The following is a 23,721-nucleotide window of genomic DNA, read 5'->3' on the forward strand; positions in this document are numbered from 1 at the left end:
TCTATCCGCCGGCGGGTACCGCTTTGGAATCAATGTCCCCATACCCGTAGCCGTATCCGTACCGGCCATACCCGTAGGCATCAGGACCCTTAGTCGGCAGCATTGTCAGAACCACACCCGAGACAGGAGCGTCAACGTTTTGCAGGGCAGTGAATGCGCCCTTGAGTTGATTCTTGTGCGTCTTGCCCGCCGCGCATACGACTATCGTTCCGCCCACGACTCGGGCCAGAATCGCTGCATCGGTCACGGGAAGCAATGGTGGGGCATCGAAAAGAACCACATCAAATGCTCCGTTGAACTCCACCACGAGCTTGTTGAGAGCCTCAGAGCCCAGGAGCTCACTGGGATTGGGTGGAATCTTTCCCGCGGGAAGAATAAACAGATCCTGCTTTCCCCAGGGCTGAATCACATCCTGTGGCTCCGCTGTGCCAATGAGCAGATCAGTCAAACCGACCGCACCTTCAAGCCCCATGTATTCGTGCAACTTGGGTCGGCGAAGATCTGCGTCAATCAAGAGAACCCGAAGGCCGGAGTCAGCCAAAGCGATTGCCAAGTTGGCCGCTGACGTGCTCTTGCCTTCGCTTTCAATCGACGACGTTATAACGAAAGAACGATCTTCTCGCCCGATGTCCAAGAACTGCAGGTTGGTTCGCAGGGTGCGGAACGATTCAGAACGCGGGCTGCGGGGATCCGCGTGGACGATGAGTGGGCGCTCGCGCGCCTTCGGGTCGAAGACGATGCCTCCGAGAATCGGCACCTCTGTGATAAGGGCGACGTCTCGTTCGTTCCTGATTCGATTGTCGAGAGTCTCGCGCAGAACAGCCAACCCAATGCCCAGGGCGAGACCCCCCAGAGCCCCCAACGCTAGGTTGATTGGGACGTTCGGGCTGACTGGTGATTGCGAGACCGAAGCATGCTGCACAAGCGTCAGCTTCACGGGCGACGATGCGGTCTGGTCGGCTGGAGCTTCAACCTCCTCGACAACCCGAGTGAGACTCTCCGAGATTGAGGTGGCGATTCGCGCAGACTCTGCATTGTCTGCGCTGACCACCGTGATCTCGATGAGCGTCGTGTCGAGAGGCGCAGAAGCAGTCACCATTCGAGCAAGTTGGTCACTGCTCAGGTCCAGTCCAAGTTCTGAAATTACGGGCAGCAGGACGATCGGGGTTGTCACGAGATCGGCATACGTTTTGACGCGCTGCTGCGTGAAGGTGTTGCCCTGTTGCAATTCGGACACTGTCGAGCCAGCCGAAGTCGAGACAAACACTTTTGCCGAAGAGCTATATTTCGGCGTTTGAAGAATTGAATATGCCGCCGCGGCGCCGACCCCGAGCAGGAGGACGATCGCAATCAGTATCCAACTCTTCTGCAGAATTCGAATGTAGTCGCGAAGTTCCACTACGTCGGCCTTCCCCTCAAGGTCGTTAAACACGGAGACCGACTAACGACCCCCGCGTTCATGGTGCCACACATATGTACGCTGAATCGCCCAATCTAGTTACGGGGGTGTAACGCGATTGGAACGTCTCGAGTTCGTGCACCGAGTAAGCCATCCGGGAGGCTAGGTTTCTCGTGTGAACATACGATCCGACGAGGCACGCGTCCCTACCGCGCGCTGGGGAGCCTTCGAGTCGATATTTGGCCTATTGTGTGCGGTCATCTCGATGTGGCTGCTTGTCCGCTGGTTGACATCGCCCGGATATCACGATGGTCACCTTGCGCTGATCCTCAGCTACGCCGTCGTCTGGCTACCGTTGCTGGCTGCCACGATCGTTGCCTGCTATGTCACAGGCACCCGTTCCCTCGGTCAGGACCTTGGCCTCCGAGTTACATGGCTAGATGCCTTATTCGGGCTTGGCATTGGTCTCCTGGCGCGGGCCGCCGCTAGCGTAATTGAGATTGCCTTCTACGGTCGAATGACCGGTCTTGGTGTCACCTTCGGTGATGTGATCTACGACGGGTGGTGGGTGTTTGGAGCAGTCCTGGCCCCCATCTTCTTCGCCCCGTTTATTGAGGAAGTCTTTTTTCGAGGACTAGTTCTGAGAACAGCTCTGCGAATCTCATCACGTTCAATGACAAGAGCCGTGGCGATGAGTATTTCAGTCCTAGCGAGTGCCGTATTGTTCGCGGCCCTTCACCTCACGGAGGTAACCAGCCCCACAGCTGCAGCTGCAATTGGATCGAGCACCCTCATTTTTGGCATCGCCTCGGGCGTTCTAGCGGCAATTACAGGACGGACTGGGGGAAGCATCATCGCCCACGTAACGTTCAATGGCTCCCTCGTCTTGGCCGCCCTCCTGGCCTGACTCAACAAACGCGGTAGATGACGATGGCAGCGCTTCTAGGCGTCCGCCGACCGTCCGTGGGATGTGCCCCGCAAATGGACCTCGTCCGTAACGAGATGAATTGACACCTTGGGTCGATCCTGATTGCGATGGGTGACGGCACTTACGGGAGAATCACGGACCCGAACCACGCTGGCTACGACATCGTGATCGTGTCAGGGCAGCCGAACGCGTTGGGCCCGTGTGCGCTAGTTCGACGCGACCCGGATCGACGCGCGGCACCCGCTCGGAATGCGCGCCTTCGGCGGCCAAAGATTTCGTGCCAGAGCTGACAGCAGAGGATCATCGTTCGATGGACTGTCCGAGAGCGCTCAACCGCGTTCGCTGTGTGGGATCACAGCATCCGGTTCGCGCGGCCACGACGGGAAATTCAATTAATCCCCACGGCAGCGAAGGCTTCGGCTAAGGCGGGGGCAATTGACGAACTGTAGCTAGCTGTCATATGTCCCGAATCTGCATATACGGCGCTCTTGCCGACGAACGCCGGGCATTTGGGACCGTCGCAGAACAGCGGCTGTGATTCGATGAATGGGATTCCGAGAGTGGTCGCAACGTTCTGTTCTGCGGTGCGCAGGGTGGTCCAGGAATCGGGGATGCTTCGGATGCAGTCGGCTGGTTTGGAGAGCGGGGTGTAGCACTCCTGGATGTTTTCGGCGCCCGGTGGCGCCATCAGCGATACCTTCGCGGACGAAGCCGGGAGGGCCCGGACGGCTTCGGTATAAGCCGCTTCCCACTCGGCTTGAGCTGCAGCGCCGGTGGCACCCGACGCGAGTCGATTCAGGCTGAGGAATGAATCGGACATGACGATGAGGTCAGGGGACAATTGGTTGACACGCTGACCGACCCATTCCTGATGTTCCGCGCATTTTTGATAGACGGTTGTGCTCTCGCCGCTCGGAAATACTGGGGTCGTCGCAACCGGACACCCTTCACGGGTGAGGGCTCTGACCTGGTAACCAAGGGGTTCGAGGGCTCCGATTATTGCTGGCAGCCAGCTCGTGGCGATGGAGTCCCCGAGAACAACGGCAATCTTTGCGGGCTGGGGCGACCCGTACACGCAAAGGTCAGCGTTATCGTCGTCGACGTTCAGGCAGCCGTTCTCTGTCCACTGCGGCACTCGCTGGTCGGCGATGTTATCGACGGAAGGTTCGAATGTAGGCCACTCCGTGGCGGACGCAGCTGTAGCGATCTGACCAGCGAGAATATCTTGAGCCGTCTGAGGTTCTGCGGGTGCTGACGGGGTGGCGGACCCGAAGTATCCGGGGTCGGTGTTCGTCACTTCAGTGAGTCTCGGGGGCTGCAATGCGATCACTGTAAGGACAAGGGTGACAACGGTGAGGGCGGAGAGACCCACGAGCGTAGGGCCTCCAATGGATCCGGATCGGTGTCGGCGCTTGTTCTTCTTGGCGCGGTTCCAATCTCGAAGCTGCTGGGGCGTGAGTCCGCGAAGCCACCTCGACTCCAAGACGGGGTTTTCAACGACGTGGAACGCTGCGACAGATAGGCCCGCTATGAGGACGGCGGCGACCACGTAGTAGGCCAGCGTGCCTTCGGGAATTATGGATGCGAGCAGGATTACGACTGGAAAGTGCCAGAGATACAGCGAGTAGGAGATTTTGCCGATGTAGTTGCTTACCGGGTTGGTGAGTGGTGCAAGGTACCGCTGTTTGCCGCCGGTTCCTGCCGCGAGGACGAGTGCAGTCGCTAGGACCGGTGCGGCAGCCCACGGCCCAGGAAAGGAAAGGGAATCGTTGATGAGAAACACTGAGCCGATGATTCCCGCGAGGCCAATCCATGCGAGCAACGGCCGGACGCTGTCAGGGAGCCTCGTCAGTTGGGTGGCCGACACCGCCACAAGGGCGCCGATGCCGAGTTCCCACGCTCGAGAGAATGTCGAGAAATAGGCCCAACCCGGGTTGTTCTGACTCTCCCACATCGACCACGCGAATGACCCGCCGTGATGATGACCATGGCTATGCCGATGGCGCGGTGCGCGGCCTTCGTGTTCCACTTCGCGGCGCGGCCTCCGAGTATGAAAATGAGCAGCATCAGCCAGGGCCACACGAAGTAGAACTGTTCCTCCACTGCCAGCGACCAGAAGTGTTGAAGAGGAGAGACGGGACCGTCTGCTTGGAAGTAGTCGGTGCCAGCCGAGGCGAAGCGCCAATTTGCTGCGAAGAAGAACGACCAGATGCCGTCCCAGAACGTTTGTGTTGCTCTCGAGACGTTGAATACGACGAATGCGACGACGACCGTTACGACTAGCACAAGTGTTGCTGCGGGAAGGATTCTTCGAATCCGCCGTTTGTAGAAGCCAATGAACGAGATTGTGTTGGAGCGGTCGTGTTCGCGGAGCAGGAGTCCGGTGATCAGGAACCCAGAGATTACGAAGAAGACGTCGACGCCGATGAACCCGCCGGTTGGCCATCCGATGAGATGGTCGAAGATGACGACCACCACGGCCACCATCCGGAGGCCCTGAATATCTCTACGGAACGCATTCGTTTTTGTTGCCGTCATGCGCGACGGCGCTACTTTGGCCGTGGCCATGGCATCCCCCAATGCTTGGGTTGAAGTCTAACCACGGCTGCATGCGGGCCTCGGCGGAATCGTCGTCCCGTCACACCGATTTAATATGTCGACGTGGCTACCCGACGGCATCGAGCCGCGCTACTTCGACGCCGATCGCCTCCCATCCTTCCGGGGTGGCCGTGTAGAGCTGGTTTCGCAGCGCGAATTAGTGGTCACCTTCGGCGTCAGGCTTGCGCACATCACGGATCTCGACATTGCATGCATTGACGGTGACCTTCAACCCCTCACCCTGTGTTGAGGCTCACCGTCGAAGAGCTTGAACTGGTCAAGCTGCAGCCTGTTCGTAAGGGTTTCCATCTCGGCCGCGTGTTGCCAGATGAACGTGGCGGCCGAGCCGATGGTCTCGAACGCCGTAACCTACACACGGCGCCCGCCCTCGTCGAGACCGTCGGAGTAGACGTGGAGAATGCGCCCCTGGGACTTCGGTCCGTCCCGTCGGACCCATCTGATGATCTCCCCGTGTGGAGCGTCCCGGTCGATGGAGGTTAGAGCGTAGAAGATTTCGTCGACATCCAGTTACTGGTCGCAGCAGCTGAATGGCGTAAAGCGATCGAGGATCCCGTCCATCGAGGAACGTGACCCCAATCGATCCCTATTTCGTCAGCACACCCGTCGGGTGGAATGCACGACCGCCTGATAGATGCCGTCTCAGTGCAGTGGAAGGGAAGCCGTCACCTACGGATGCCACCCATCCACACAAACTAGCCTGTCCGATTCCTCGGCCGCCCGGCTCTGTCTAGGACCTCAAGCATCACTAATTTGACCGCACCTCCGACGAACTAGAAGGGTGTCTGACCGACGCAGACGACGCGTGGCGGCCCCGCACCAGGAATCGGTCGGGCACAAACCAACTAACGAGCAACGTTCGAAGTGCCCAAAATATTAGTGAACTGCGAGACGGCGGCTTCGATCATGAGGGTTGCGCCCGAAGCATTCGGCTGCTCGCCATCATCGGAGTAACCCGGCGTCCAGGTACCATCCACTGCCACGACGGGGCTCGTCACGTCTAGCACCGCAACTCCTTCGAGCTGGGCCGCCGATCTGATCTGGTTATTAACCGTAACGACGGAGCCAGGGAACACATTCGACGGCGGGATGAGAACAGCAATAGGCTCTCCGCCGCGGCTCCTAATGCTTTGCCACAGAGCCTTAATCGAGGAATCAATTTCCGCCGCCGTAGCGCCGTTGACAATATCCTGTGTACCCGCCTGAACAGCGACGAGCTGGCCCTGCGTAATAGCGGCCCCATCGAGTTGGGCTTGTAGTTCCGCAATGCTGTTCCCAGGTTGTCCAATGCGAGGTCCGCTCGAAACTCCTGGAATTAGACCTGCATCGATTGACCCGTTCCACCAAGACTGAGACACATCGCCCACAAAACCCACGCTGAGGTCGTCTGTCTCAGTTGCGGCGGTGGCGGTGACGCTAGGAACGATCTCAGATTCCGCCGTCGAGTCGGGCACAGGCGCTGGCGTAGGACGGTTTCCGATATGGACACCGCTGAGTGCGAGATAGGCCAGCCCGACAGCGGCGAGCGCAATGAGAGCCAGCGCTACATACATAGGACCGTCGCTAGGACCGCTATGTGCGCGGCTCGAGTCTTTTCGACGCGACCGTTTGCTCATCAGATATCCCCCATCGACTTGGTCAACCCTATCCGCGCTTGCAAGCGCGAGCTGTTCATGAGGTAGTGGACGCAGATGCTTTCATCGCTTGAAACGCGTCCTCGGCGGACGCAAACGGACCTGACCAAGCGTGCCGTGTGTGCTCGCTCGCGAGCTTGGTGTGCCATCCGTCCTTCATCTTGTAGACGGTTGCGAGACGCTTGTGTTCGTCGGCATGACCGGTCGCGAAAATGACCGCCAGGCCATCGGTTTGAACGTCGAGAATAATCTTGCTCATATGAACTTCCCCCAAAGTCGTAACTTCACACTAGATGTCCTCTATTAAATTCTCGTTACGAGACGGTAAGGAAGTCGCTCACTGCTACTCCAAGCCAAAGTCATTCAGCTCAGTTTTGGCAGTCCTATTTCTTGAACCACCCGTGCCGCGAATCTAGTTCTCGGATTCCCCAGCACCCATTTCGTCGGCGGAGTCAAATTGGCTATATGTGTGCGTTCCCGCCTGAGGATAACGATCGAGCGTGCAGCCCAGTGTTGTCCGGACATCCGAAATCCGCTGCAGAACATCAGCACAATGTCGGACGACGGTCACCAAGCAAACATCTGCTCCGAGCCACTGCTGGCTGCACGAGAAGAGAGTTAGGCGCACTGCCGAGACCTCGTGTCAATGATTTCCACGGGCGCAGCAACCATGTCGAAACTTGTTCACTCTAGAGTGGGGGCCACTGTCAAACAATCTTGGGGGCTTCGTTGGCCAGACGTACGCTCCGCGCTGATGTGCAAATGCTCCGAACCATCGCCGTTGCGCTGGTTATCCTCGACCACCTCGAACTCATACAACGGCTTCCAGGTCATCCGCAGGGCGGGTTTATCGGAGTCGACATATTCTTCGTCATTTCCGGATTCCTGATCACTGGGCACATCGTCACCGAGCGAATCGCTAAGGGAAAGATCTCACTCCGAGATTTCTACGTCCGACGCGCTCGACGGATCGTACCTATGGCTGTACTCGTTGTTGTGGTCTTCGTTATCGCTTCGTACGCGATCTTCTGGGCGTCGCAGGCGAATCGATACGCGGTGGACGGGATTTGGTCCCTGTTGTTTGTTTCGAATATCGCCTTTACAGCTTCAGGGACGGACTATTTCGCCACGGACGCACCGTCAATTTTTCAGCACTACTGGTCGCTCTCCGTCGAGGAACAGTTCTACATCTTCTGGCCCGTCATCGTGATTGCTGCCGGTGGAGTTGCGATGCGTAGCAAACACCCACGCCGAACGCTGGCCGCTGTTGCCCTCTGCGTCTTCACGATCTCGTTTATTTGGGCTTGTCTAAGTACAGCAAGCGGCCCAGTGGCTGCATATTTCTCAACCTTCAGTCGAGCGTTCGAGTTTGCTGCCGGCGCTATCTTGGCGATCGTTGCTCCCGCACTGACTAGGGTTTCGACGCAGGCGCGCTTGCCACTGGCGCTCACGGGTCTGATTGGTCTTGCCGCATCCGTGTGGCTAATCGATCCAGCAGTTGGCTTCCCCGGCCCCTGGGCCTTGCTACCTGTCATCTCCACCGTTGCCGTAATTGCCGCTGGCACAGGTAAGGAGGGGGGTGTGACTATCCCGTTTATTACTAGTTCGCCCGTCATATACGTTGGCAATATTTCGTATTCCCTCTACCTGTGGCATTGGCCAATCATTGTCATCGCAGCAGCATTCATTCCTTCCAACCTCGCCGTGATCGTCATCGCTCTTGGTCTGACAGTCGGCCTATCGGCCCTGTCATATCGGTACATCGAACGCGCCGTGCTCGCGTCATCCTGGCTACTGGAAATGTCTGGCAACCCAACGCGCAGGCCACGAATCCTCAAGAGTGTGGGCGCTCTAGCTGCCGGCTTGACGATTGCAGTCGCAGTCATCGGCGGCAGCACGGCTATGACTCAGCGAAGCTCTGACTCCGGCACTTCGTATGCCCTCGACACTCCTAATGAACCGAATACTGTTACCCGCCTCGTCAACGCGCTTCAGATTCAGGTATCTGCGTCGCTATCCACGTCAAGTTGGCAAGGGCTTACACCAGCTGTTGACGAGCTGGGAGAGGGCATAACCGCAGATCTCGAGGACTGCTGGACGAGCAGAGAGGAACCGTTCGACACTTGCGACCGAGGCGATCCACTTGCGAAGTACTCCGTAGCGTTGATCGGAGATTCCATTGCGATGACATACGCACCCGGATTATTGAGGCTGCTCGAACCGCTAGATATGCATCTTAGAATTTACGCGAAAGCCGGATGCCCCGCGGCCGACGTTGCCGTCCTCTCCACAGACGGGTCTCCTTATGTTCAATGTGACGAGTTCCGTGATCGAACCCACGCCGCAATCACGGATGATCCACCCGATCTCGTAGTGGCGGCGTCGTCGTTAACGTTCGAGACTGGCCGCGATCTCAACAACCCGGATCGCATGGAAGTACTCGGAGAGGGTTGGCGCTCAACTCTCGGTGCCATCAACGGTGCTAAACGAGTCGCCGTTATAACGGCGCCGCCGAAGGGCCAAGATCTCGCTGTTTGCGCGAACCGCTTCAACACGCCCGTTGCTTGCGCGACGACGGTCGGAGCGGCCTGGGATGAGACCCGAACCACCATCACGAGAGCCGCTTCTGAGAACGGAGCGACGCTCATCGATAGTGGCCTTTGGTACTGCGATACCGAAGGGAGCTGCCCCGTCTCCGTGGATGGGCTGATCGTCAGACGTGATCAAGTTCACCTCACCAAGGAATACAGCGAATCACTCGCGCCCATACTGTCCGCATGGCTCGAGAAACTCCTAGGGTCGTAGAAGGCGCGGTCGTAGACTCCTCTTCTCAAGGCGGTCCTGCCCCGAACTAACCCATCAATCGTCGCCGTCTCGTCGACTCTCTGTGGGTTGCAGCAATGGCCTCGTTGTCCCCTCATCCTCGGTGAGCGAATCGAGCGACTTGACGGTTTGTCCATCGCATACGAGTCTCTCCCCGGGGTGCATCCGCTGAGGGAACAACGTCACCTGCTGCCACGCGCCAACTGCGAATCTAGAGCCGCATTGTGGGAAGTGGCGGCAGCGCGCTGCTCTGCTGACTTTATCGATCAACGCTGCGGCGGCACCACTCGCGGCTCGCCTCGAACAGCGCGCGGAACGGGCCCATTTCGCGGGCGAAGGTCGAGCAGGGACACCTGATGCTTCTTAGACCGCCACTTGAGGTCTACGGACGTTTTGCCGCTCTCAATGAACTCGTCTACAACTAGCCACGTCAGCACGGGGGAACGCTGCTCCGCCAACCATCCGACATTCACGTCATAGGTGCGGATGACCTTCGGCCGAGCCTTTTCATCCTTGAATATCTGCAGGACTTTGAGCGGAATGTCGTTCTCTGCATGGTCTTCTGTTGCCACGATGTGATCCCCCGATCGTGGACCAGCTTTGAGCCTCTGACACCCGTAAGGCGCCGGCGACGCCTGATGCTGTCAGACGACGCTGCCCCCACCACTGAGGGTAGCTCGATCGAAGGTGACACGTTGGGAAAATCTGGGCCCCAATTCTGGTGGCACTGGGTGAGGACGCGGGACGGGGATCTCGATACGGCCGTGGGCGGCCTACTCGATCGACGCGGGGCCGTGGACTGCCTACTCGATCAACGCGGGGCCGCGGACGGCCTACTCGATAACCGCCAGAGACATGTGAAGGCCCCCGCGCCTGGCATGGGCCAAACTCAGGAGCCTTCGGGTGTTCGCCCCCAGTGTCGGCGGAAGACGAACTGTCGCAGCGGTCTTGGGAACCGAGACGACACCACCATCATTCACGAGGTGCCTCTGAGAACGCGCGGGGTGGACGCATAGTCGTCACAGTGTTACCTTCCGCGCCCTCCACCGGCGCGACCGGTCGGGCAGGAAGTACGTCAGCTCGCTTCGTGGCGCTCGCTGCCCGCCTCACGCCCGTGACGACGCACGCGCGACTCTCGACGCAATCGATTCTCGCGGATCGCCGTCTCCACCCATTCGGGGAGGCCGTAGCGGATATGGGCGCGCGCAAAAGACGACGTCGTGAACGGGGGTTCGTAGATCTCGAGAGCCGAGATGGCCCTCGCCGACATGCCTGCGTTCGTGAACGGGTTCGGCCCCACGACGCCCTGATTGCCGCCGTCGTCGGTCAGCTTGTCGATGGCCACCCCGATCATCGGCAGCTCGAGCTGGCGAGCCATGCCTATGGCGTACTTCACCCAGCGCTGGTTGGCCGTGTTCTGGCCGATCAGCACGACGAGGCACGACGTGGCGGCGAGCTGGGCATCGATCCAGAACCGGATCTCGTCGTCGGACTGGTCGACCATGCTTGCGTAGTCGGCGATCGGGGGCTCTGCGGCCACCTTAAGGTCGTCCGTGGCGGTCAGTTTGCGCGCACGGGACAGGTCACCGTCGGTGTCGAACATGAAAAAAAACTTCAGCATACGCGCTCCTTCTACTCGGGGCAGCTGGTGAGGGGCAGGGCCGTAAGGTTCTGGCCGCAAGGAAATCCGGTGGGGACGCGGACCCTTTGTACATTCGCAACAGTGACCACTTCGGATGTGAATCGCTGTGGGGCTTGACTTTTCCTCATTTATTCAGATAATCCCCAATCCGGGGCGGAACGTCGACCTGACTGCTGGGAATCAACGTTGGTACAGAATGCGCCCATATTGGGGGTAATTCCAACCCCCCGAACTGGGTTATATGAGAATTATTCATAAATGAGATAAGTTCATCTTCTATTCACTCGTGCATCTCCGGGGTGGGGAGCTCTTTCACAAAAGACGAGATATTTTCATCTTTTGGTTCTCTGTTTCGTCGGAACCTGCGCGACATCACGCTGAGAGGATCGCCCGCGCATGACCGAGACCACACCCCGTCTGAGTACGGCGTGGACCGCGCACCGTCTCGCTCGACCGGGTGTGAGCGTCGACCAGGCCGACGTCGCCGCTCCGAATCTCTCGAAGTGGGCTCGCAGCTATCGCCAGAGACTGCGCGTCACCGACGCCGTCGTCATTCTCTGCTCGATCGCGGTGGCACAGGTGGTGCGCTTCGGTATCGACGAGCGAACCGTCGCCGTCGGCGGGTATCCCGTGGACTACTCGCAGGTGTCGGCGATCGTCGCCCTGTCGTGGTTCGCGATGATCGGCATCTTCAGAACCCGCGACTCGCGCGTGGTCGGCGCCGGCGCATCTGAATACCGGCTCGTCGTCAACGCGAGCATGCTGACCTTCGGCCTCGCCGCCATCGCGTTTCTCATTCTCCAGATCAACGTCGCTCGGGGGTACTTCATCGTCGCCCTGCCCATCGGCCTGATCGGCCTGCTCTTCGGCCGCTATCTCTGGCGGCGCTGGTTGGTGCGTCAGCGTGAGCGGGGGCACTTTCTCTCGCGCGCCCTCGTCGTGGGCGACATCGCCGACGTGAGCTACGTGATCGGGCAGATCGACGGCAAGGCCGGTGCCGCGTACCGCATCGTCGGCGCAGTGGTGGACGGCAGCCACCCGAACGAGCTCGTCGCCGCGCGCCAGCACATCCCGGTCGTCACGGGTCTCGACAGCATCGCCTCGACGGCAAGCCGACTCGGTGTCGACGCCGTGATCGTGGCGGGCCAGCCCCAGCAGGGCACCGACTTCATCCGCAGCCTCGGCTGGCAGCTCGAGGGCGCGGCCACCGAGCTCGTGCTCGCGGCGCGACTCGTCGACATCGCGGGGCCACGCATCCATTTCCGCCCGGTCGAGGGGCTCCCCCTCATCCACGTGGAGATCCCTCAGTACGACGGGCTCAAGCACGCGCTGAAGCGCACCTTCGACGTGACCCTCTCGGGCCTCGCCCTGATCGCGCTTCTTCCCGTGTTCGCCGTGCTGGCGCTGCTCGTCAAGCGTGACAGCAACGGACCCGTGATCTTCCGCCAGGAACGCGTGGGCCGCAACGGCAAGACGTTCAGTATGCGCAAATTCAGGTCGATGGTCGTCGACGCCGAAGTTCAGCTCGAGAGCCTGCGCGACCGGAACGACGGTGCCGGCGTTCTGTTCAAGATGCGCAACGACCCGAGGGTGACCCGGGTCGGCGCCGTGCTGCGCCGGTTCTCGCTCGACGAGCTGCCCCAGCTGTGGAACGTCTTCGTCGGAGACATGAGCCTGGTGGGCCCGCGCCCTCCTCTGGTGCGCGAAGTGGCGAGCTACGAAGACCACGTTCACCGCCGTCTGTTCATCAAGCCTGGACTCACGGGCATGTGGCAGGTCAACGGACGCTCCGACCTGAGCTGGGACGAGGGCGTTCGCCTCGATCTGTACTACGTCGAGAACTGGTCTCTCACGGGAGACCTCATCATCATGTGGCGCACTGTCAAGGTGCTCACCAAACCAACAGGAGCATACTGATGAATTCACTCAGGATCGCGATGCTGGGCACCCGAGGTGTTCCGGCCGCCTACGGCGGGTTCGAGACCGCTGTCGAGGAGATCGGCCAGCGCCTCGCCGCTCGTGGGCACGAGGTGTCCGTCTACTGTCGCCGCAGCGAGGGCGACGAGCCCCGCGACAGCTACCTGGGCATGGAACTGGTGCACCTGCCGTCGGTGCGCTCCAAGGCGATCGAGACCCTGAGCCACACGGCCCTCTCGGTCGGTCACCTCGCCACGGTCAGGAAGCCGGATATGGCCTTCCTCTTCAATGCAGCTAATGCGCCCTTCCTCCCCGCGCTGCGCATGCAGCGCATCCCCACGGCCGTCCACGTCGACGGCCTTGAATGGAAGCGGGGCAAGTGGGGCAAGAACGGCCGCCGCTACTACCGCTGGGCCGAACAGTTCTCGGTTCGCCACGCGGATGCGCTCATCTCCGACGCGCAGGGCATCGCCGACTACTACACGCACGAGTTCAACATCCCCACGGAACTGATCACCTACGGCGCCCCCATTCTCAACGAGACGCCGACGAACCGGCTGCATGACCTCGGTCTCGCCGCGGGCGGGTTCCACCTCGTCGTCGCCCGGTTCGAGCCGGAGAACCACGTCGACGTCATCGTCGACGGCTACCGGCGCAGCAACGCGGAGCTGCCCCTCGTCGTCGTGGGCTCCGCGCCCTACGCAGCGGCGCACACGACCGAGATCGAGCGTCTGGCCGCGGGCGACCCGCGCATCCACCTCGTCGGCGGCATCTTCGACCAGGAGCTGCTCGACCAACTGTACGCGCACGCCTACACCTACATCCACGGGCACTCCGTGGGAGGCACGAACCCGTCGCTGCTGCGCGCTATGGGCGCCGGTACGGCCGTGATCGCCTATGACGTGGTCTTCAACCGCGACGTGCTCGGAACCGACGGCCTGTTCTTCCGCGATGCCGCAGCCCTCGCCCAGCGCGTCGACAAGTCGGAGTCCGAGCCCCGCGCGACGGCGAAGGCCGCCGCGCTGCTGCAGGACCGCGCCAATGAGCGCTACAACTGGGATGCCGTCACCGACGGCTACGAGGAACTCGCGCAGCGACTGAACTCCGGGTACAGCACCCGCGGCCTCGGACGCCGCAACCGCAACTCGACCGCCTGGGAGCCGTCGCCGACACTCGCTCCGGCAGAACTGGCGCCCGCCGGACTCGCCGCGAACGACGTCGAGCCCGCCCCGCTGCGCAACCTCAAGCGGGCCTCGTGAGCGCCGCCGGCACGCAGACCTCCCCCGCCGCGGAGACCTACCTCGGCACCGTGCGTCGGCTGGCCTCCGCCCAGAAGAAGGCTGCCCGCGGGGCTCCCCCGTACTCCATCTACGTGAACCGCCGGGTGGGTCGCTACCTGGCGGCCTGGGCGTTCCGCGCCGGGCTCAGACCCAACGCGGTCACGGGAATCAGCGCCGCCTTCACCTTCACGGCGATCGTGCTCATCGCGACCGTCGCTCCGGTGTGGTGGCTCGGTGTCGTGGTCTGGCTGCTGCTGGCCGCCGGCTACGCGTTCGACTCGGCCGACGGACAGGTGGCCCGCCTGCGCGGCGGAGGATCGGCCAGCGGCGAGTGGCTCGATCACGTCGTCGATGCACTCAAGATCTCCACGCTTCACCTCGCCGTGCTGATCAGTGCCTACCGCTTCTTCGAACTGCCGAACGATGCCCTGCTGCTCGTGCCGATCGGCTACTGCATCGTGGCGGCGGTGTCGTTCTTCGCCATGATCCTCAACGACCAGCTGAAGGCCGCCTACGGCGCGGCATCGGCATCCGCCGCCGTCACGGGGCCCGCAGCGAAGGCCGACGGCCGCAGCCGCCTGCGTTCTCTCGTGCTCGTCCCCACCGACTACGGGTTCCTCTGCATGCTCTTCGTGCTGCTGGGCTTCCCTGCCCTCTTCTTCGTGGCGTACGCAGCGTTCTTCGTCGCCAACGCGGCCCACCTTGCGCTCGCCAGCGTCAAGTGGTTCAAGGACATGAGCCGCCTGGGCTGAGTACCGGCGCCGTGGTTTACTGACTGTGGACTGCAAGTGCCAAAGAAGTTAACGTTCTGGCGTAATAATCGTCAAAACGATGCGTCCCCTATATGGGAGCCCTTGTGCTCACCAGATGGGGAAACGATCTCAATGCACAACGCTTTTTTTGCCTTCGACTCGGAGCTGGACAGCTTTCGAGCCCAGAGGATCGCCGAGACGGCGGAAGGCGTGCGCGCCGTGCCGGGCAACGTCGACATCACCTTCGACGACCGGCCACTCGATTCACCGATGAAGGCGCGCATCGATGCAGGCATCGACGCTGCGGAATGCCTCGTCGTGCTCATCGGCCAGAACACCGCGTCCGACCCGGGAGTGATCTACGCGATCAGCAGAGCCGTGCACGAGTTCGGCACTCCCGTGATCGGCGTGAGGATCGACAAGCTGGCCGACGAGAACCGTCTCCAGGGCATCGCCGGAGACGATCCGTTTGCGCGATCCGGCCTGTCCGGCCGGTCCCTGCTGCAGATCGAGACCTACGACCCCCCGTTCTCGTCGAGCGTCTTCGCCCGGTCCCACATCCGCTACACCCTGCGCGACTGGGTGGATCTGGCGATCAACGAATCCGTGCGCAGGAACGCCCGCGTCCGCCGGTCGCGTCCTCGCGCGGACTCCGCCTAGCGGTCGACACCGGAGCAACGCACCGAGCCCTCGCGGCTGGTCGTCAGGGTGCCTGTGCCGCCGCGACGGCACGGACGTGCCGACCGCAACCGCTGGCTACTTATGCGTAGCACCCACCGTTGTCTTCGCCTTTATACCCGTTTTGGCCGTCAGAGCCGCAGAGATCGGAGACGATTCGGCCAGCGCCTGCGCGATGATGGCCGCCGGGGCGAATCCGCTAGCGTCGACTGAGCCGACGTAGTCGACGCCCGGATCGCCCTGCTTCGTCGACGCCGTGAAATCGGTCACCGTCTTGTAGTTCACCGTGCCGGCCGAACCGTTAGGCCACATAATGAGGCTCGTCGGCGTCTTGGCGTCAAGTCGGGTGAACAGGTTGCCCCTGAGAGTGATGTTCATCTGGCCGCCGGTGCGCACCTTTGTCGAGTCTTGGATACACAGTGAGCAGCCCGTGCCCGCCTGAGCCTCGCCGATCACGTTGTTGAGCACGGAGACATTCTGCACGTACCAGGGAACCGTGGGGTCTGGCAGTGGCTGTCGCGGATCGTGGCCCGGCTCCGACGTGTTCGAGGCCCGCCGTTTGTCCTGCACCACGTAGACGTTCATCCAGTTGCGCACGACCGTGTTGTTCACGAGGTCGGCACCGCCCGAACTATAGATCTTGATTCCCGCATCGGCGTTGTCGGCGACGTAATTGTTTGCTGCCACGAACTTCTGCGACAGCTCGAACATTAGGCCGTGATGGGCGTTGCCTGTGATGCTGCTGTTTGTGACACTCGCGTTGTAGACCGACTCGTCGAACCAGAGCCCGTTGCCAATGTTGTTGCGCACGACGCTCGCGTCGACCGACACGTTGCGTGCCCGGGTGATCTTCATTCCACCGGCGGCGGGCGAGGAGTTGAACTGCTCTGTGTTGTTGTTTTCGATCAGCATCTTCGACCAGGTTGTGCCGTCGGCGTAGACGCTGTGAACACCGAGAAAACCGTTGTTCGATGACGTCACCGAGGTAATCGTCGCGTTCGGAGCCGCGACACTCAGTCCGGTCGTCGCCATCTCGGTGATGTAGACATCTCGAACGCTTGCTCCCTTAGCCGTGTTATCAAGCCTGACGGCACCCATGTCGGGGATCGACGGCGCGTAGCGCCGTATGCCGATGCCCTGCACGACCGAGTTGGGCGATTGCACGGTCATCGCGCGTACCAGGGTGCTGGCGACGACAGAGGCACCCGATGGGTCGGTGCCCACGATGAGCTGATCCGCTTTCTCGTCGACGAAGAACGTGCCTGAGCCGACCTGGGCCTTTGAGGACACCTGACGCAGCGCCTTGTCATTCACCCAGATCTGGTCGGGGTAGGCAGCCAACGGGTAGGCAGGGTTGATGAAGCTCCACCCCGGCTTCGTACTATCGGCTGCGCCGCGAGAGTAGGTCGGACTGTGGTCGAGTGTTGTCGTCCAGCCGGAAGCGACCCATGTGGAGCCGGAGCGAACGAATTTCGACACGGGTGACGAGCCGTCGAGCCATACGGCCTCTTTGGGATAGTTCTGGATGGTGAGGGACTTCGAGCCTGGAACGACGAGAGTCTCGTGGTACGTACCGGCGCGCAGAACAATTGTCTTTCCGCTGGTAGCCAAGGCGATGGCCCTACTGATTGTCTTCACCGGCTTGGCCTGGGTTCCCGAGTTCTGGTCTGAACCCTGCGGTGCGACGAAGAGTGATCCTGCGGGTACCGAATACGACGCCGAACCCACGCTCGGGGCTCCGGCGCCGTTCACTTGGCCGCCACCGGAGACTGGGGGCGTTGGAACGGTAGGAACCTCGGGCACCGTCGGCGTAGTCGGCTCTGTCGGCGGGGCGGGGGCCGGAGGCGTTGGCGGAGTTGGAGTTGGAGTTGGAGTCGGAGTCGGAGTCGCCGGCACCAGTGTCTTCACCAAGAGGCTCTGAAAGCTGACCGTCGCCCCTGTCGACCCAGAAGAGGTATACGCCCACAATCCGGGAGCACCGGCGGCGGTCAAGCGCTGATCGCTGGAGTCGGTGACCACGGATTGCCAGTCCGGCTTCGTGGCCCCGGTTACCCAGATGCGCGAGCTCAGCGTCACGGGGTTCTGGCCCGTGGCGCGGAATTCTACCGTCAGACCTGTTGACTTGGCCGCCGAGACGGTCGTCGGAGTCGTGGCAAGGCCTACGACCTTGCCCGAGGCGTCATCGATGCGGCCGATCACCAGGGTGACGGCTCCGGTCGGCGAGATGGTGACGGCCGAGCGATAGGCCTTGTTACCCGCTTGGCGCTCGTAGAGCGCGACCCGCAGTCCACCGCCAGCAGTGGGAAGGGCGGGCACAGAGAACGACGTGGTCATGGTCGCGTCGGCCACAGAGACACCCGGAATGTTCGCCATCCTGGACGTGGCTTCGGTAGGGATCTGTAACAGACCCCGGTTGCCCGCGATCGAGAACGACGGAGCCCCCGTGAGCGAGTATGCACCGCCCTGCACACCGGTTCCCCAGCCCTGCTGGTCTGCCCTGGCAAAATCATCTGAGGCGAGGACCGTGGTGGCCGTCCATGACTCAGATTTGGCGAGCGACGGAGCAGGCGCCGCAGCCGAGGCCGCCACCGCCGGCCCTCCGAGCACAAGTGCAGCAGAGACAAGGGCAGCGAGCGGCGCTCTGAGATTCACGTGGTTATACCTTTTCGGTCATCGGGTTGACAGAGGTCGGGCGGGAGTATTCCGAATACACGTGACCCATGGCACCGGAGAGCATTCCTGCCCCCCGAAGACGGGTACGGGTCCCCATTGCTTCGGCCACCATATTATGAGAAATGCTCCCAACCAAACTTTTGGCGAAACCGCCCACTAGACGCACGGACCCTTGCGCCAGCAGAGTGCCTCGCGTAAGTGTTCGACCGAGAAGATCCGACTGCAGGGCCAGCGACGATCTGCTCCACGAATTTCCGCTTCGATACGCCCGTTGCAGCACCCACTCTCGTGTGCTTCGAGAGCTCGGCACGACGTCGTAAACAACCGCTTCGTCGCACCACACCATCTCGCCCCCCGCAGCGACGATCTGCCGGGAGAAGAGCGTGTCGCTGCCCCCTGAAAGGCCGAACTTGTCGTCGAACTCGATGCCGCGGGCGCGCAACCAGGCCAAGTCGAGCAGCAGGTTGTTGGTCGCCGCGACGTCGACTCGGGTGCCGGATGCCAACCGACGCCTCGTGAAGAAACGGCCGGCCTCGATCCATGGCTCGGGCTTTGCCTCGTAGGTAGATACAACCGGGCCGACGACCGCCACTGGCCACGACCGCATGTATTCGTCCACGAGCTGCACCAGCCATCCCTCCACCGGCACCTCGTCATCGTCGATGAAAACCAGCAGACTCGAGTCCGCCTCTCGAAGGGCTCGGTTGCGCGCGGCCGCGATACCGGGCTCGGGCTCGTGCACGTAACGCCCCGACGCGCCCAGCGCACGGCTCGCGCCGTGTCGGGCCGAGGCATCCGGATCATTGTCTACGACGAGGATGTCGACCCGGCCGTCGAAGGAATTCGCCTGTTCGCGCAGTTCGGCCACGAGCGGCACCAGCTGATCGAGACGTTTATAAGTCAACACGGCGATCGTGATGGTGAGGTCTGGGGATGAAGTGGTCATAGCTCTGCCTTTTCGGTCACGGGCGTCGATGAGGATGCGGCGGGAGTAGGGGATCCCGTAGGCGCCTGCCGCCGGGCTCCGATGATCTCGGCGGCCCGCCCGACAAAACGGATGGTGAAACGCCGGTGCACGAGCAGCAGCACCGCGGCGACGAGCACGAGGTATGCCCCTAGTCCGAGCACCAGATGAAGGACGTAGGGCAGGTCGAGCAGGCCCACGGCCAGGTAGCCGGCTGCGCCCCAGATGCTCGCGTGCACTGCGGGCAGCATGGCGCGAAGCTGCGCGCCCACGCGCACGCCGGTAATGTTCGCTTGGATGGCGAGCAGCACCGGCACCAGCAGGAAGCCGGCGGCTGTGTAGCCCAGTGCTACACCGAAGACGCCGAACTGAAGCCCAACGATAATGGCGGCGACCTGGAGACCCGTCGCGAGGAATTCGTAGTTCAGAAGCAGAGTCGTACGGCCAAAAGCCTTCATCAGCGCGGGCGTGATGTAGAAGATGGTCTCGCGGGCGCCCCCGAGGGCGAAGGCACTCATCAGCGCGGCGGCGGGCAGCCACTCGGGGCCAAGCACCACGTGCACGAGCTCGGGGGCAGCACACGAGATGAACACCATGAGAGGAACCACCGCGAGCGCCAGCGTCTCAGTGGCACTGGTGAGCTGGGCGGCCACCTTGGGCCGGTTGTCGACGCTGCGGGAGAACACGGGGAACAGCACCCTGTTCACCGTCTGGCCGATGAACTGAACGGGCAGAGAGAGAACCCGGTAGGCCATGCCGTAGAGGGCGAGCGACGTGACACCGAGAACCCGGCCCACAAGAATGTTGTCGACGTTGCGCGAAAAGTACGCGATGCAGTTGGTGAAGAAGACCTTCACGCTGAAAGACATGAGGTCGCGCACTTGGCTGAACGCGAGGTTGGGCACGGGACCGCGCGCGAAGACGAGCAACATAACGGCGACGATGGCGTCGGTCACTCCTACCTGGTAGATGAGCGAGAAGAAGTCCGCCCCGAGTAGTGCCGCAGCGACCCCGGTCGCTGCTCCGGCGATGCCCCCGGCCACATCGCCCAACGCGATGCCCTTGAAGAGCTGCGTCCGGGACAGCATGGCCCTCGGCACGATCGCGAATGCTTTGAGGGGCAACAGCGCCGCGAGCACCTGAAAGACGGGCACTAAGTCGGGGGTACTGAAAAATGTGGCGAGAAGGGGTGCAGCGACCCAGGTGACGCCAGCGATGACCATGGCGAGCAGGATGTTCACGGTGGCGACAGCACCGGGCGCCTTCGCGCTGAGTTCCTTGCGTTGGATGAGGGCAGCCGACAGTCCCTGATCGAGCACGAGGGAGGTGAGGGTCACGTAGATCATCGCAGCGCTGATGATTCCGTAGCTCGAGGGGCCGATGATGCGGGCAATGAGAACGGCGCTCAGAACCTGCACGAGCTGCCGGGCGATCACCGCGATGCCCGACCAGCGCACACCGTGCGCGACGCTGGGCGACGACCTCGAGCCGGGCGCGATCGCCGTCATGCCGTGATGCTCGCTTCGGTGGCGGTTCTCTGCGTTGCGCCCGAGATCGACGGCACCGCCGCTGCCATCGACGCCCAGAGCGCCGCGCGGTAGGTCTCGATGCCATGTCGCTCGTGGGCCCTATGGGCATCATCCCGCGCTGAGACCCGGAAGGAGCTCCACTCGGCGACCATGCGGTCGATGGCAGCGGCGAGCTTGTCCGGGTTTCCGGGTTCGACGAAGAGAACGGACTCGTAGCCTGCGCCGGCCTCGCGAAGGCCGGAGGTGTCACTGACGATCGCGGGGCGGGCGGCGAGCATCGCTTCGACCGCCGTATTGCCGAAAGGTTCATCGACAGTCGACGGAACGATCGCGATGTCGCCGTCCTCGAGATACGGGTACCCACTGGGCTGAAACCCTTCGAACCGCACGCGGGCCGTGAGACCGAGTTCGCGGACACGAAGTTTGAGCTGGTCCTCAAACCACTCGTAGCCAGGGTAGACGGCCCCGACGATGGTGAGGCTGATCTCTGCACGGTGGCTTGCACGCGCCATCGCTTCGACGATCACATCGGGACCCTTGCGAGACGAGAGGCGACCGACGTAGACCATTCGGAGTTCGCCGTCGAGGAAGGCTCTTGCGGGCTCAATCGTCTGCGGACCTACAACGCCGTTGTAAACGATCTCGGACTTGGCCCCAACCCCCGGATAGCTCAGCTCGACAGTTCGTTGCGAGTACACGCTGTTGAGCACGACGAGTCTCGCCAGTCGCAGGGGTGCGTTGAGCGCCGTGCGAATGAGTCGCCCAGCACTGCGCTCCGCCTCGTGCACATGCACCACGAGCGGCACCCGGGAGGCATACGCGATCGCGTTCCAGACGGGGATCGTGAGGGTGCTGACGTAGACCACCGAAGGTCCAAGCCGGCGCACGAGCCCGACGCCCCGCGCGAAGGCCGCCAGCGATTCGCCGAGGAACCGTGCCAGGGCCTTCGGCCGGAGCACAGCCTTGCGTACAACGGGCATAGGGCATACCTGAACCAATGCCCCGCAGTCGCGGAGTTGGCCCTCCAGCGGCCCGGACGCTCCCACGAGCACAGTGACCTCTGCTCCACGCTCGACGAATCCGGCAACGCTCTCCAGCAGAACCCGATCGGATCCATAGAGCTCAGCGCTGGGGTGCACGACGAGGATGCGTGGCTGGCTCACGAATATACCTCCGGAAGTGAATGATTCCCCAAGTCGGAATGACCGACATTTGAACATCGACAAAAGTCGAAGAATTCTCACATACTAGTATGCGGCAGCCCTTTCTTCTAGAGGACTGATCAGGGTAAGCTCGGGAAGATCTTAAAATGAGGATTTGTCATACGAAAGTCGCTATGACCGAGAAAGCACCCGGGGGCGGCCACTACACATGTCGATGACACTGCTGCTGCTGGCGGCGACTCCTGTCGCGATCGTTTGCGGCCTCCTTCTACCCCGATGGCTGTTCTTCGGCGTTATGGGTATTTTCGGCATGTTGCTGCCCCGGGCGAATGTCCTGCAGATCCCCCTGCACTCTGGCCTTGGCGGACTCGTCGCCTGGATGAGGGCCCGTCGCCCCGATCACAAGGTCCGGGGGTTGGCGCCACTCGTCATCACGCTGCTGTTCGGTGCGGCCACCATCGTCTTGTCCTTCGCAAGCTCACCCGACTTCCCCGCCAGCCTCCAGGCCGCTTGCTCGTGGGCGGCGCTCGCGTCCACCTCGGTGCTCGCGGTCAACCTCATCATGAAAGACGGACTGGGCGCCGTCGGCAAAGTCCTCGCCCTCCTGACTCCGATTGCATTGGCGCAGGCGCTGACCACACTCGTCTTTCGCTTCATCCCCACCATCGAGAGCGCATATTACAGTTCTTCGATATCCAAGATTTTTCTGGGAGGAGCGGGCCAGGCGCTCAGCACGGATACGGGTCGCAACAATGTCGTGAGTCTCGTGAGGGCCGGCGGTTTTCTTTTCGTCAACGTCAACCGCGCATCGATGGTGATGGGAATCATCCTCCTCGCGTACTGCGCCTATGCGCTGCTCAGTAGCAAGAAGTGGCCCCTCCTCGTGGTGATTCCGTTGGCCGCCGCCATTGCATTGGGCGGATCGAAGACCGGCATTGCTCTGCTCGTCGTGCTACCCCTCTTCTCCATATTCCTTGCAACCGCATCCCGTGCGGCCAATGCACCGGCACGGATGGGCCTCGTCCTTTCAGCTCTCGCTGCGGCCGTCGTCGGAGTGCAGGTCTTCTTCGCCACGGCAGACGACTTCCTCGCGGCATCCGAAGAGACTCTGCAGCCCCGGCTGCAGCTCTGGGGGGAGGCCATCCGCGCTATTAGAGAGAACTGGTTCCTCGGATTGGGCTACGGCGGCTGGACTCAACGCTGGGAGCAGGGCAACGTTCACATACCCTTCTCGATACGACCCGTCCATGACTGGTTCCTCCAGGCCTGGCTCGACGGCGGAATACTCTTTGCCGCAGCCAATGTCATCTTCGTATTCGTGATCGTCACCATCACACTTCGGGCAGTGAGCTCCCCCGGTTCGTTCCAGTACAAACTGGCCATGGCATTCGCAGGCGCTGCTTTCCTGTGGGCAATCATCCATGGGCTCGGCGACAACACCTCGATCCTCAGCGATCCGCCAGCGCTGGTCTTCCTCGCACTTCTCGCTGGCTTCATGCTGGCCGGTCCGCACCTGACCCGGCCGGCCACGCCCGATGAGGCGACCACCGCATCCGCCTTGACCTCCGACAAAATCTACGCAGGGGGCACCTACGTCAGAGGGTTCTACGTCAAGGGCCTGTACACCAAAGGGAGATGACGAGCTGTCCTTTCCGGGCCGGTCGTAGCTGCCCGAGACCGCGTCATCCAGCATCTCGTCGGTGATGATCGGGATGGCGCCGGT

18 protein-coding genes are annotated in these 23,721 nt (G+C 61.8%); 7 read left to right on the forward strand and 11 right to left on the reverse strand.

All coding sequences use genetic code 11. From position 1 onward, the window contains the following. Position 1: 1 nt before the first annotated feature. Positions 2-1,399: a polysaccharide biosynthesis tyrosine autokinase gene (locus ASF06_RS01750; protein WP_055944032.1), complete on the reverse strand. Its 1,398-nt coding sequence runs from the start codon at positions 1,397-1,399 to the stop codon at positions 2-4. Between the two features lie 175 nt (positions 1,400-1,574). Here ASF06_RS01750 and ASF06_RS01755 point away from each other — a divergent pair, with 175 nt between their 5' ends. Then, positions 1,575-2,306 carry a CPBP family intramembrane glutamic endopeptidase gene (locus ASF06_RS01755; protein ID WP_055942556.1) on the forward strand — a complete coding sequence of 244 codons (732 nt, stop codon included), beginning with the start codon at positions 1,575-1,577 and terminating at the stop codon, positions 2,304-2,306. 409 nt (positions 2,307-2,715) lie between these two features. Here ASF06_RS01755 and ASF06_RS01760 read toward each other — a convergent pair whose 3' ends face one another. From ASF06_RS01760 to ASF06_RS01785, 4 genes are all read right to left on the reverse strand, one after another. After that, positions 2,716-4,281, reverse strand: coding sequence for an acyltransferase family protein (locus ASF06_RS01760; protein ID WP_082500630.1), 1,566 nt, complete (start codon positions 4,279-4,281; stop codon positions 2,716-2,718). Continuing rightward, complete coding sequence (locus ASF06_RS01765; RefSeq protein WP_162237669.1) at positions 4,176-4,865, reverse strand: acyltransferase family protein; 690 nt, start codon at positions 4,863-4,865, stop codon at positions 4,176-4,178. Before ASF06_RS01765 ends, ASF06_RS01760 begins: the two co-directional genes overlap by 106 nt. Positions 4,866-5,788: 923 nt before the next feature. Beyond that, positions 5,789-6,496, reverse strand: a complete 708-nt coding sequence (locus ASF06_RS19020; RefSeq protein WP_162237670.1) for an SGNH/GDSL hydrolase family protein — start codon at positions 6,494-6,496, stop codon at positions 5,789-5,791. A 118-nt stretch (positions 6,497-6,614) separates the two neighbouring features. Continuing rightward, the gene (locus ASF06_RS01785; RefSeq protein ID WP_055942574.1) at positions 6,615-6,836 is read right to left on the reverse strand and encodes a hypothetical protein; all 222 of its coding nucleotides are present in this window, start codon (positions 6,834-6,836) and stop codon (positions 6,615-6,617) included. A 503-nt stretch (positions 6,837-7,339) separates the two neighbouring features. Between ASF06_RS01785 and ASF06_RS01790 the strand changes: the two genes are divergently transcribed. Continuing rightward, positions 7,340-9,382, forward strand: a complete 2,043-nt coding sequence (locus ASF06_RS01790; RefSeq protein ID WP_055942576.1) for an acyltransferase family protein — start codon at positions 7,340-7,342, stop codon at positions 9,380-9,382. 284 nt (positions 9,383-9,666) lie between these two features. Here the strand turns inward: ASF06_RS01790 and ASF06_RS01795 are convergent, their stop codons facing one another. After that, positions 9,667-9,972 carry a hypothetical protein gene (locus ASF06_RS01795; RefSeq protein WP_055942579.1) on the reverse strand — a complete coding sequence of 102 codons (306 nt, stop codon included), beginning with the start codon at positions 9,970-9,972 and terminating at the stop codon, positions 9,667-9,669. 503 nt (positions 9,973-10,475) lie between these two features. Next, the gene (locus ASF06_RS01800) at positions 10,476-11,021 is read right to left on the reverse strand and encodes a TIR domain-containing protein (RefSeq protein ID WP_082500633.1); all 546 of its coding nucleotides are present in this window, start codon (positions 11,019-11,021) and stop codon (positions 10,476-10,478) included. 417 nt (positions 11,022-11,438) lie between these two features. Here ASF06_RS01800 and ASF06_RS01805 point away from each other — a divergent pair, with 417 nt between their 5' ends. From ASF06_RS01805 to ASF06_RS01820, 4 genes are all read left to right on the forward strand, one after another. Beyond that, complete coding sequence (locus ASF06_RS01805; protein ID WP_082500634.1) at positions 11,439-12,959, forward strand: sugar transferase; 1,521 nt, start codon at positions 11,439-11,441, stop codon at positions 12,957-12,959. After that, a complete protein-coding gene (locus ASF06_RS01810) occupies positions 12,959-14,218 on the forward strand; it encodes a DUF1972 domain-containing protein (RefSeq protein ID WP_082500635.1) in 1,260 nt (419 codons plus the stop codon). The genes ASF06_RS01805 and ASF06_RS01810 overlap by 1 nt, the downstream gene beginning before the upstream one ends. Further along, positions 14,215-14,991, forward strand: coding sequence for a CDP-alcohol phosphatidyltransferase family protein (locus ASF06_RS01815; RefSeq protein ID WP_055942585.1), 777 nt, complete (start codon positions 14,215-14,217; stop codon positions 14,989-14,991). The genes ASF06_RS01810 and ASF06_RS01815 overlap by 4 nt, the downstream gene beginning before the upstream one ends. 132 nt (positions 14,992-15,123) lie before the next feature. Continuing rightward, positions 15,124-15,651: a TIR domain-containing protein gene (locus tag ASF06_RS01820; RefSeq protein WP_055942588.1), complete on the forward strand. Its 528-nt coding sequence runs from the start codon at positions 15,124-15,126 to the stop codon at positions 15,649-15,651. Positions 15,652-15,747: 96 nt separating this feature from the next. Here the strand turns inward: ASF06_RS01820 and ASF06_RS01825 are convergent, their stop codons facing one another. The 4 genes from ASF06_RS01825 to ASF06_RS01845 form a co-directional block, all read right to left on the reverse strand. Continuing rightward, positions 15,748-18,042, reverse strand: a complete 2,295-nt coding sequence (locus tag ASF06_RS01825) for a right-handed parallel beta-helix repeat-containing protein (RefSeq protein ID WP_082500636.1) — start codon at positions 18,040-18,042, stop codon at positions 15,748-15,750. A 283-nt stretch (positions 18,043-18,325) separates the two neighbouring features. Further along, positions 18,326-19,288 carry a glycosyltransferase family 2 protein gene (locus ASF06_RS01835; protein WP_055942596.1) on the reverse strand — a complete coding sequence of 321 codons (963 nt, stop codon included), beginning with the start codon at positions 19,286-19,288 and terminating at the stop codon, positions 18,326-18,328. Next, positions 19,285-20,814, reverse strand: coding sequence for a lipopolysaccharide biosynthesis protein (locus ASF06_RS01840; protein ID WP_055942599.1), 1,530 nt, complete (start codon positions 20,812-20,814; stop codon positions 19,285-19,287). The genes ASF06_RS01835 and ASF06_RS01840 overlap by 4 nt, the downstream gene beginning before the upstream one ends. Then, complete coding sequence (locus ASF06_RS01845; RefSeq protein WP_235500860.1) at positions 20,811-21,998, reverse strand: glycosyltransferase; 1,188 nt, start codon at positions 21,996-21,998, stop codon at positions 20,811-20,813. The genes ASF06_RS01840 and ASF06_RS01845 overlap by 4 nt, the downstream gene beginning before the upstream one ends. Positions 21,999-22,212: 214 nt before the next feature. On the opposite strand from ASF06_RS01845, the gene ASF06_RS01850 reads away from it, so the two are divergent. Continuing rightward, on the forward strand, positions 22,213-23,637 hold the full coding sequence (locus tag ASF06_RS01850) for an O-antigen ligase family protein (RefSeq protein ID WP_162237671.1): 1,425 nt from the start codon (positions 22,213-22,215) through the stop codon (positions 23,635-23,637). Positions 23,638-23,721 lie beyond the last annotated feature (84 nt).

Source organism: Agreia sp. Leaf244 (assembly GCF_001422695.1).
Classification (GTDB): domain Bacteria; phylum Actinomycetota; class Actinomycetes; order Actinomycetales; family Microbacteriaceae; genus Agreia.

Coding starts and splice junctions, on each gene's coding strand:
- ASF06_RS19020 (WP_162237670.1), bottom strand. CDS start 6,496: ATGTATGTAGCGCTGGCTCTCATTGCGCTCGCCGCTGTCGGGCTGGCC.
- ASF06_RS01825 (WP_082500636.1), bottom strand. CDS start 18,042: ATGGCGAACATTCCGGGTGTCTCTGTGGCCGACGCGACCATGACCACG.
- ASF06_RS01760 (WP_082500630.1), bottom strand. CDS start 4,281: ATGTGGGAGAGTCAGAACAACCCGGGTTGGGCCTATTTCTCGACATTC.
- ASF06_RS01850 (WP_162237671.1), top strand. CDS start 22,213: ATGACACTGCTGCTGCTGGCGGCGACTCCTGTCGCGATCGTTTGCGGC.
- ASF06_RS01805 (WP_082500634.1), top strand. CDS start 11,439: ATGACCGAGACCACACCCCGTCTGAGTACGGCGTGGACCGCGCACCGT.
- ASF06_RS01810 (WP_082500635.1), top strand. CDS start 12,959: ATGAATTCACTCAGGATCGCGATGCTGGGCACCCGAGGTGTTCCGGCC.
- ASF06_RS01785 (WP_055942574.1), bottom strand. CDS start 6,836: ATGAGCAAGATTATTCTCGACGTTCAAACCGATGGCCTGGCGGTCATT.
- ASF06_RS01800 (WP_082500633.1), bottom strand. CDS start 11,021: ATGCTGAAGTTTTTTTTCATGTTCGACACCGACGGTGACCTGTCCCGT.
- ASF06_RS01835 (WP_055942596.1), bottom strand. CDS start 19,288: ATGACCACTTCATCCCCAGACCTCACCATCACGATCGCCGTGTTGACT.
- ASF06_RS01820 (WP_055942588.1), top strand. CDS start 15,124: ATGCACAACGCTTTTTTTGCCTTCGACTCGGAGCTGGACAGCTTTCGA.
- ASF06_RS01790 (WP_055942576.1), top strand. CDS start 7,340: ATGCTCCGAACCATCGCCGTTGCGCTGGTTATCCTCGACCACCTCGAA.
- ASF06_RS01765 (WP_162237669.1), bottom strand. CDS start 4,865: ATGACGGCAACAAAAACGAATGCGTTCCGTAGAGATATTCAGGGCCTC.
- ASF06_RS01840 (WP_055942599.1), bottom strand. CDS start 20,814: ATGACGGCGATCGCGCCCGGCTCGAGGTCGTCGCCCAGCGTCGCGCAC.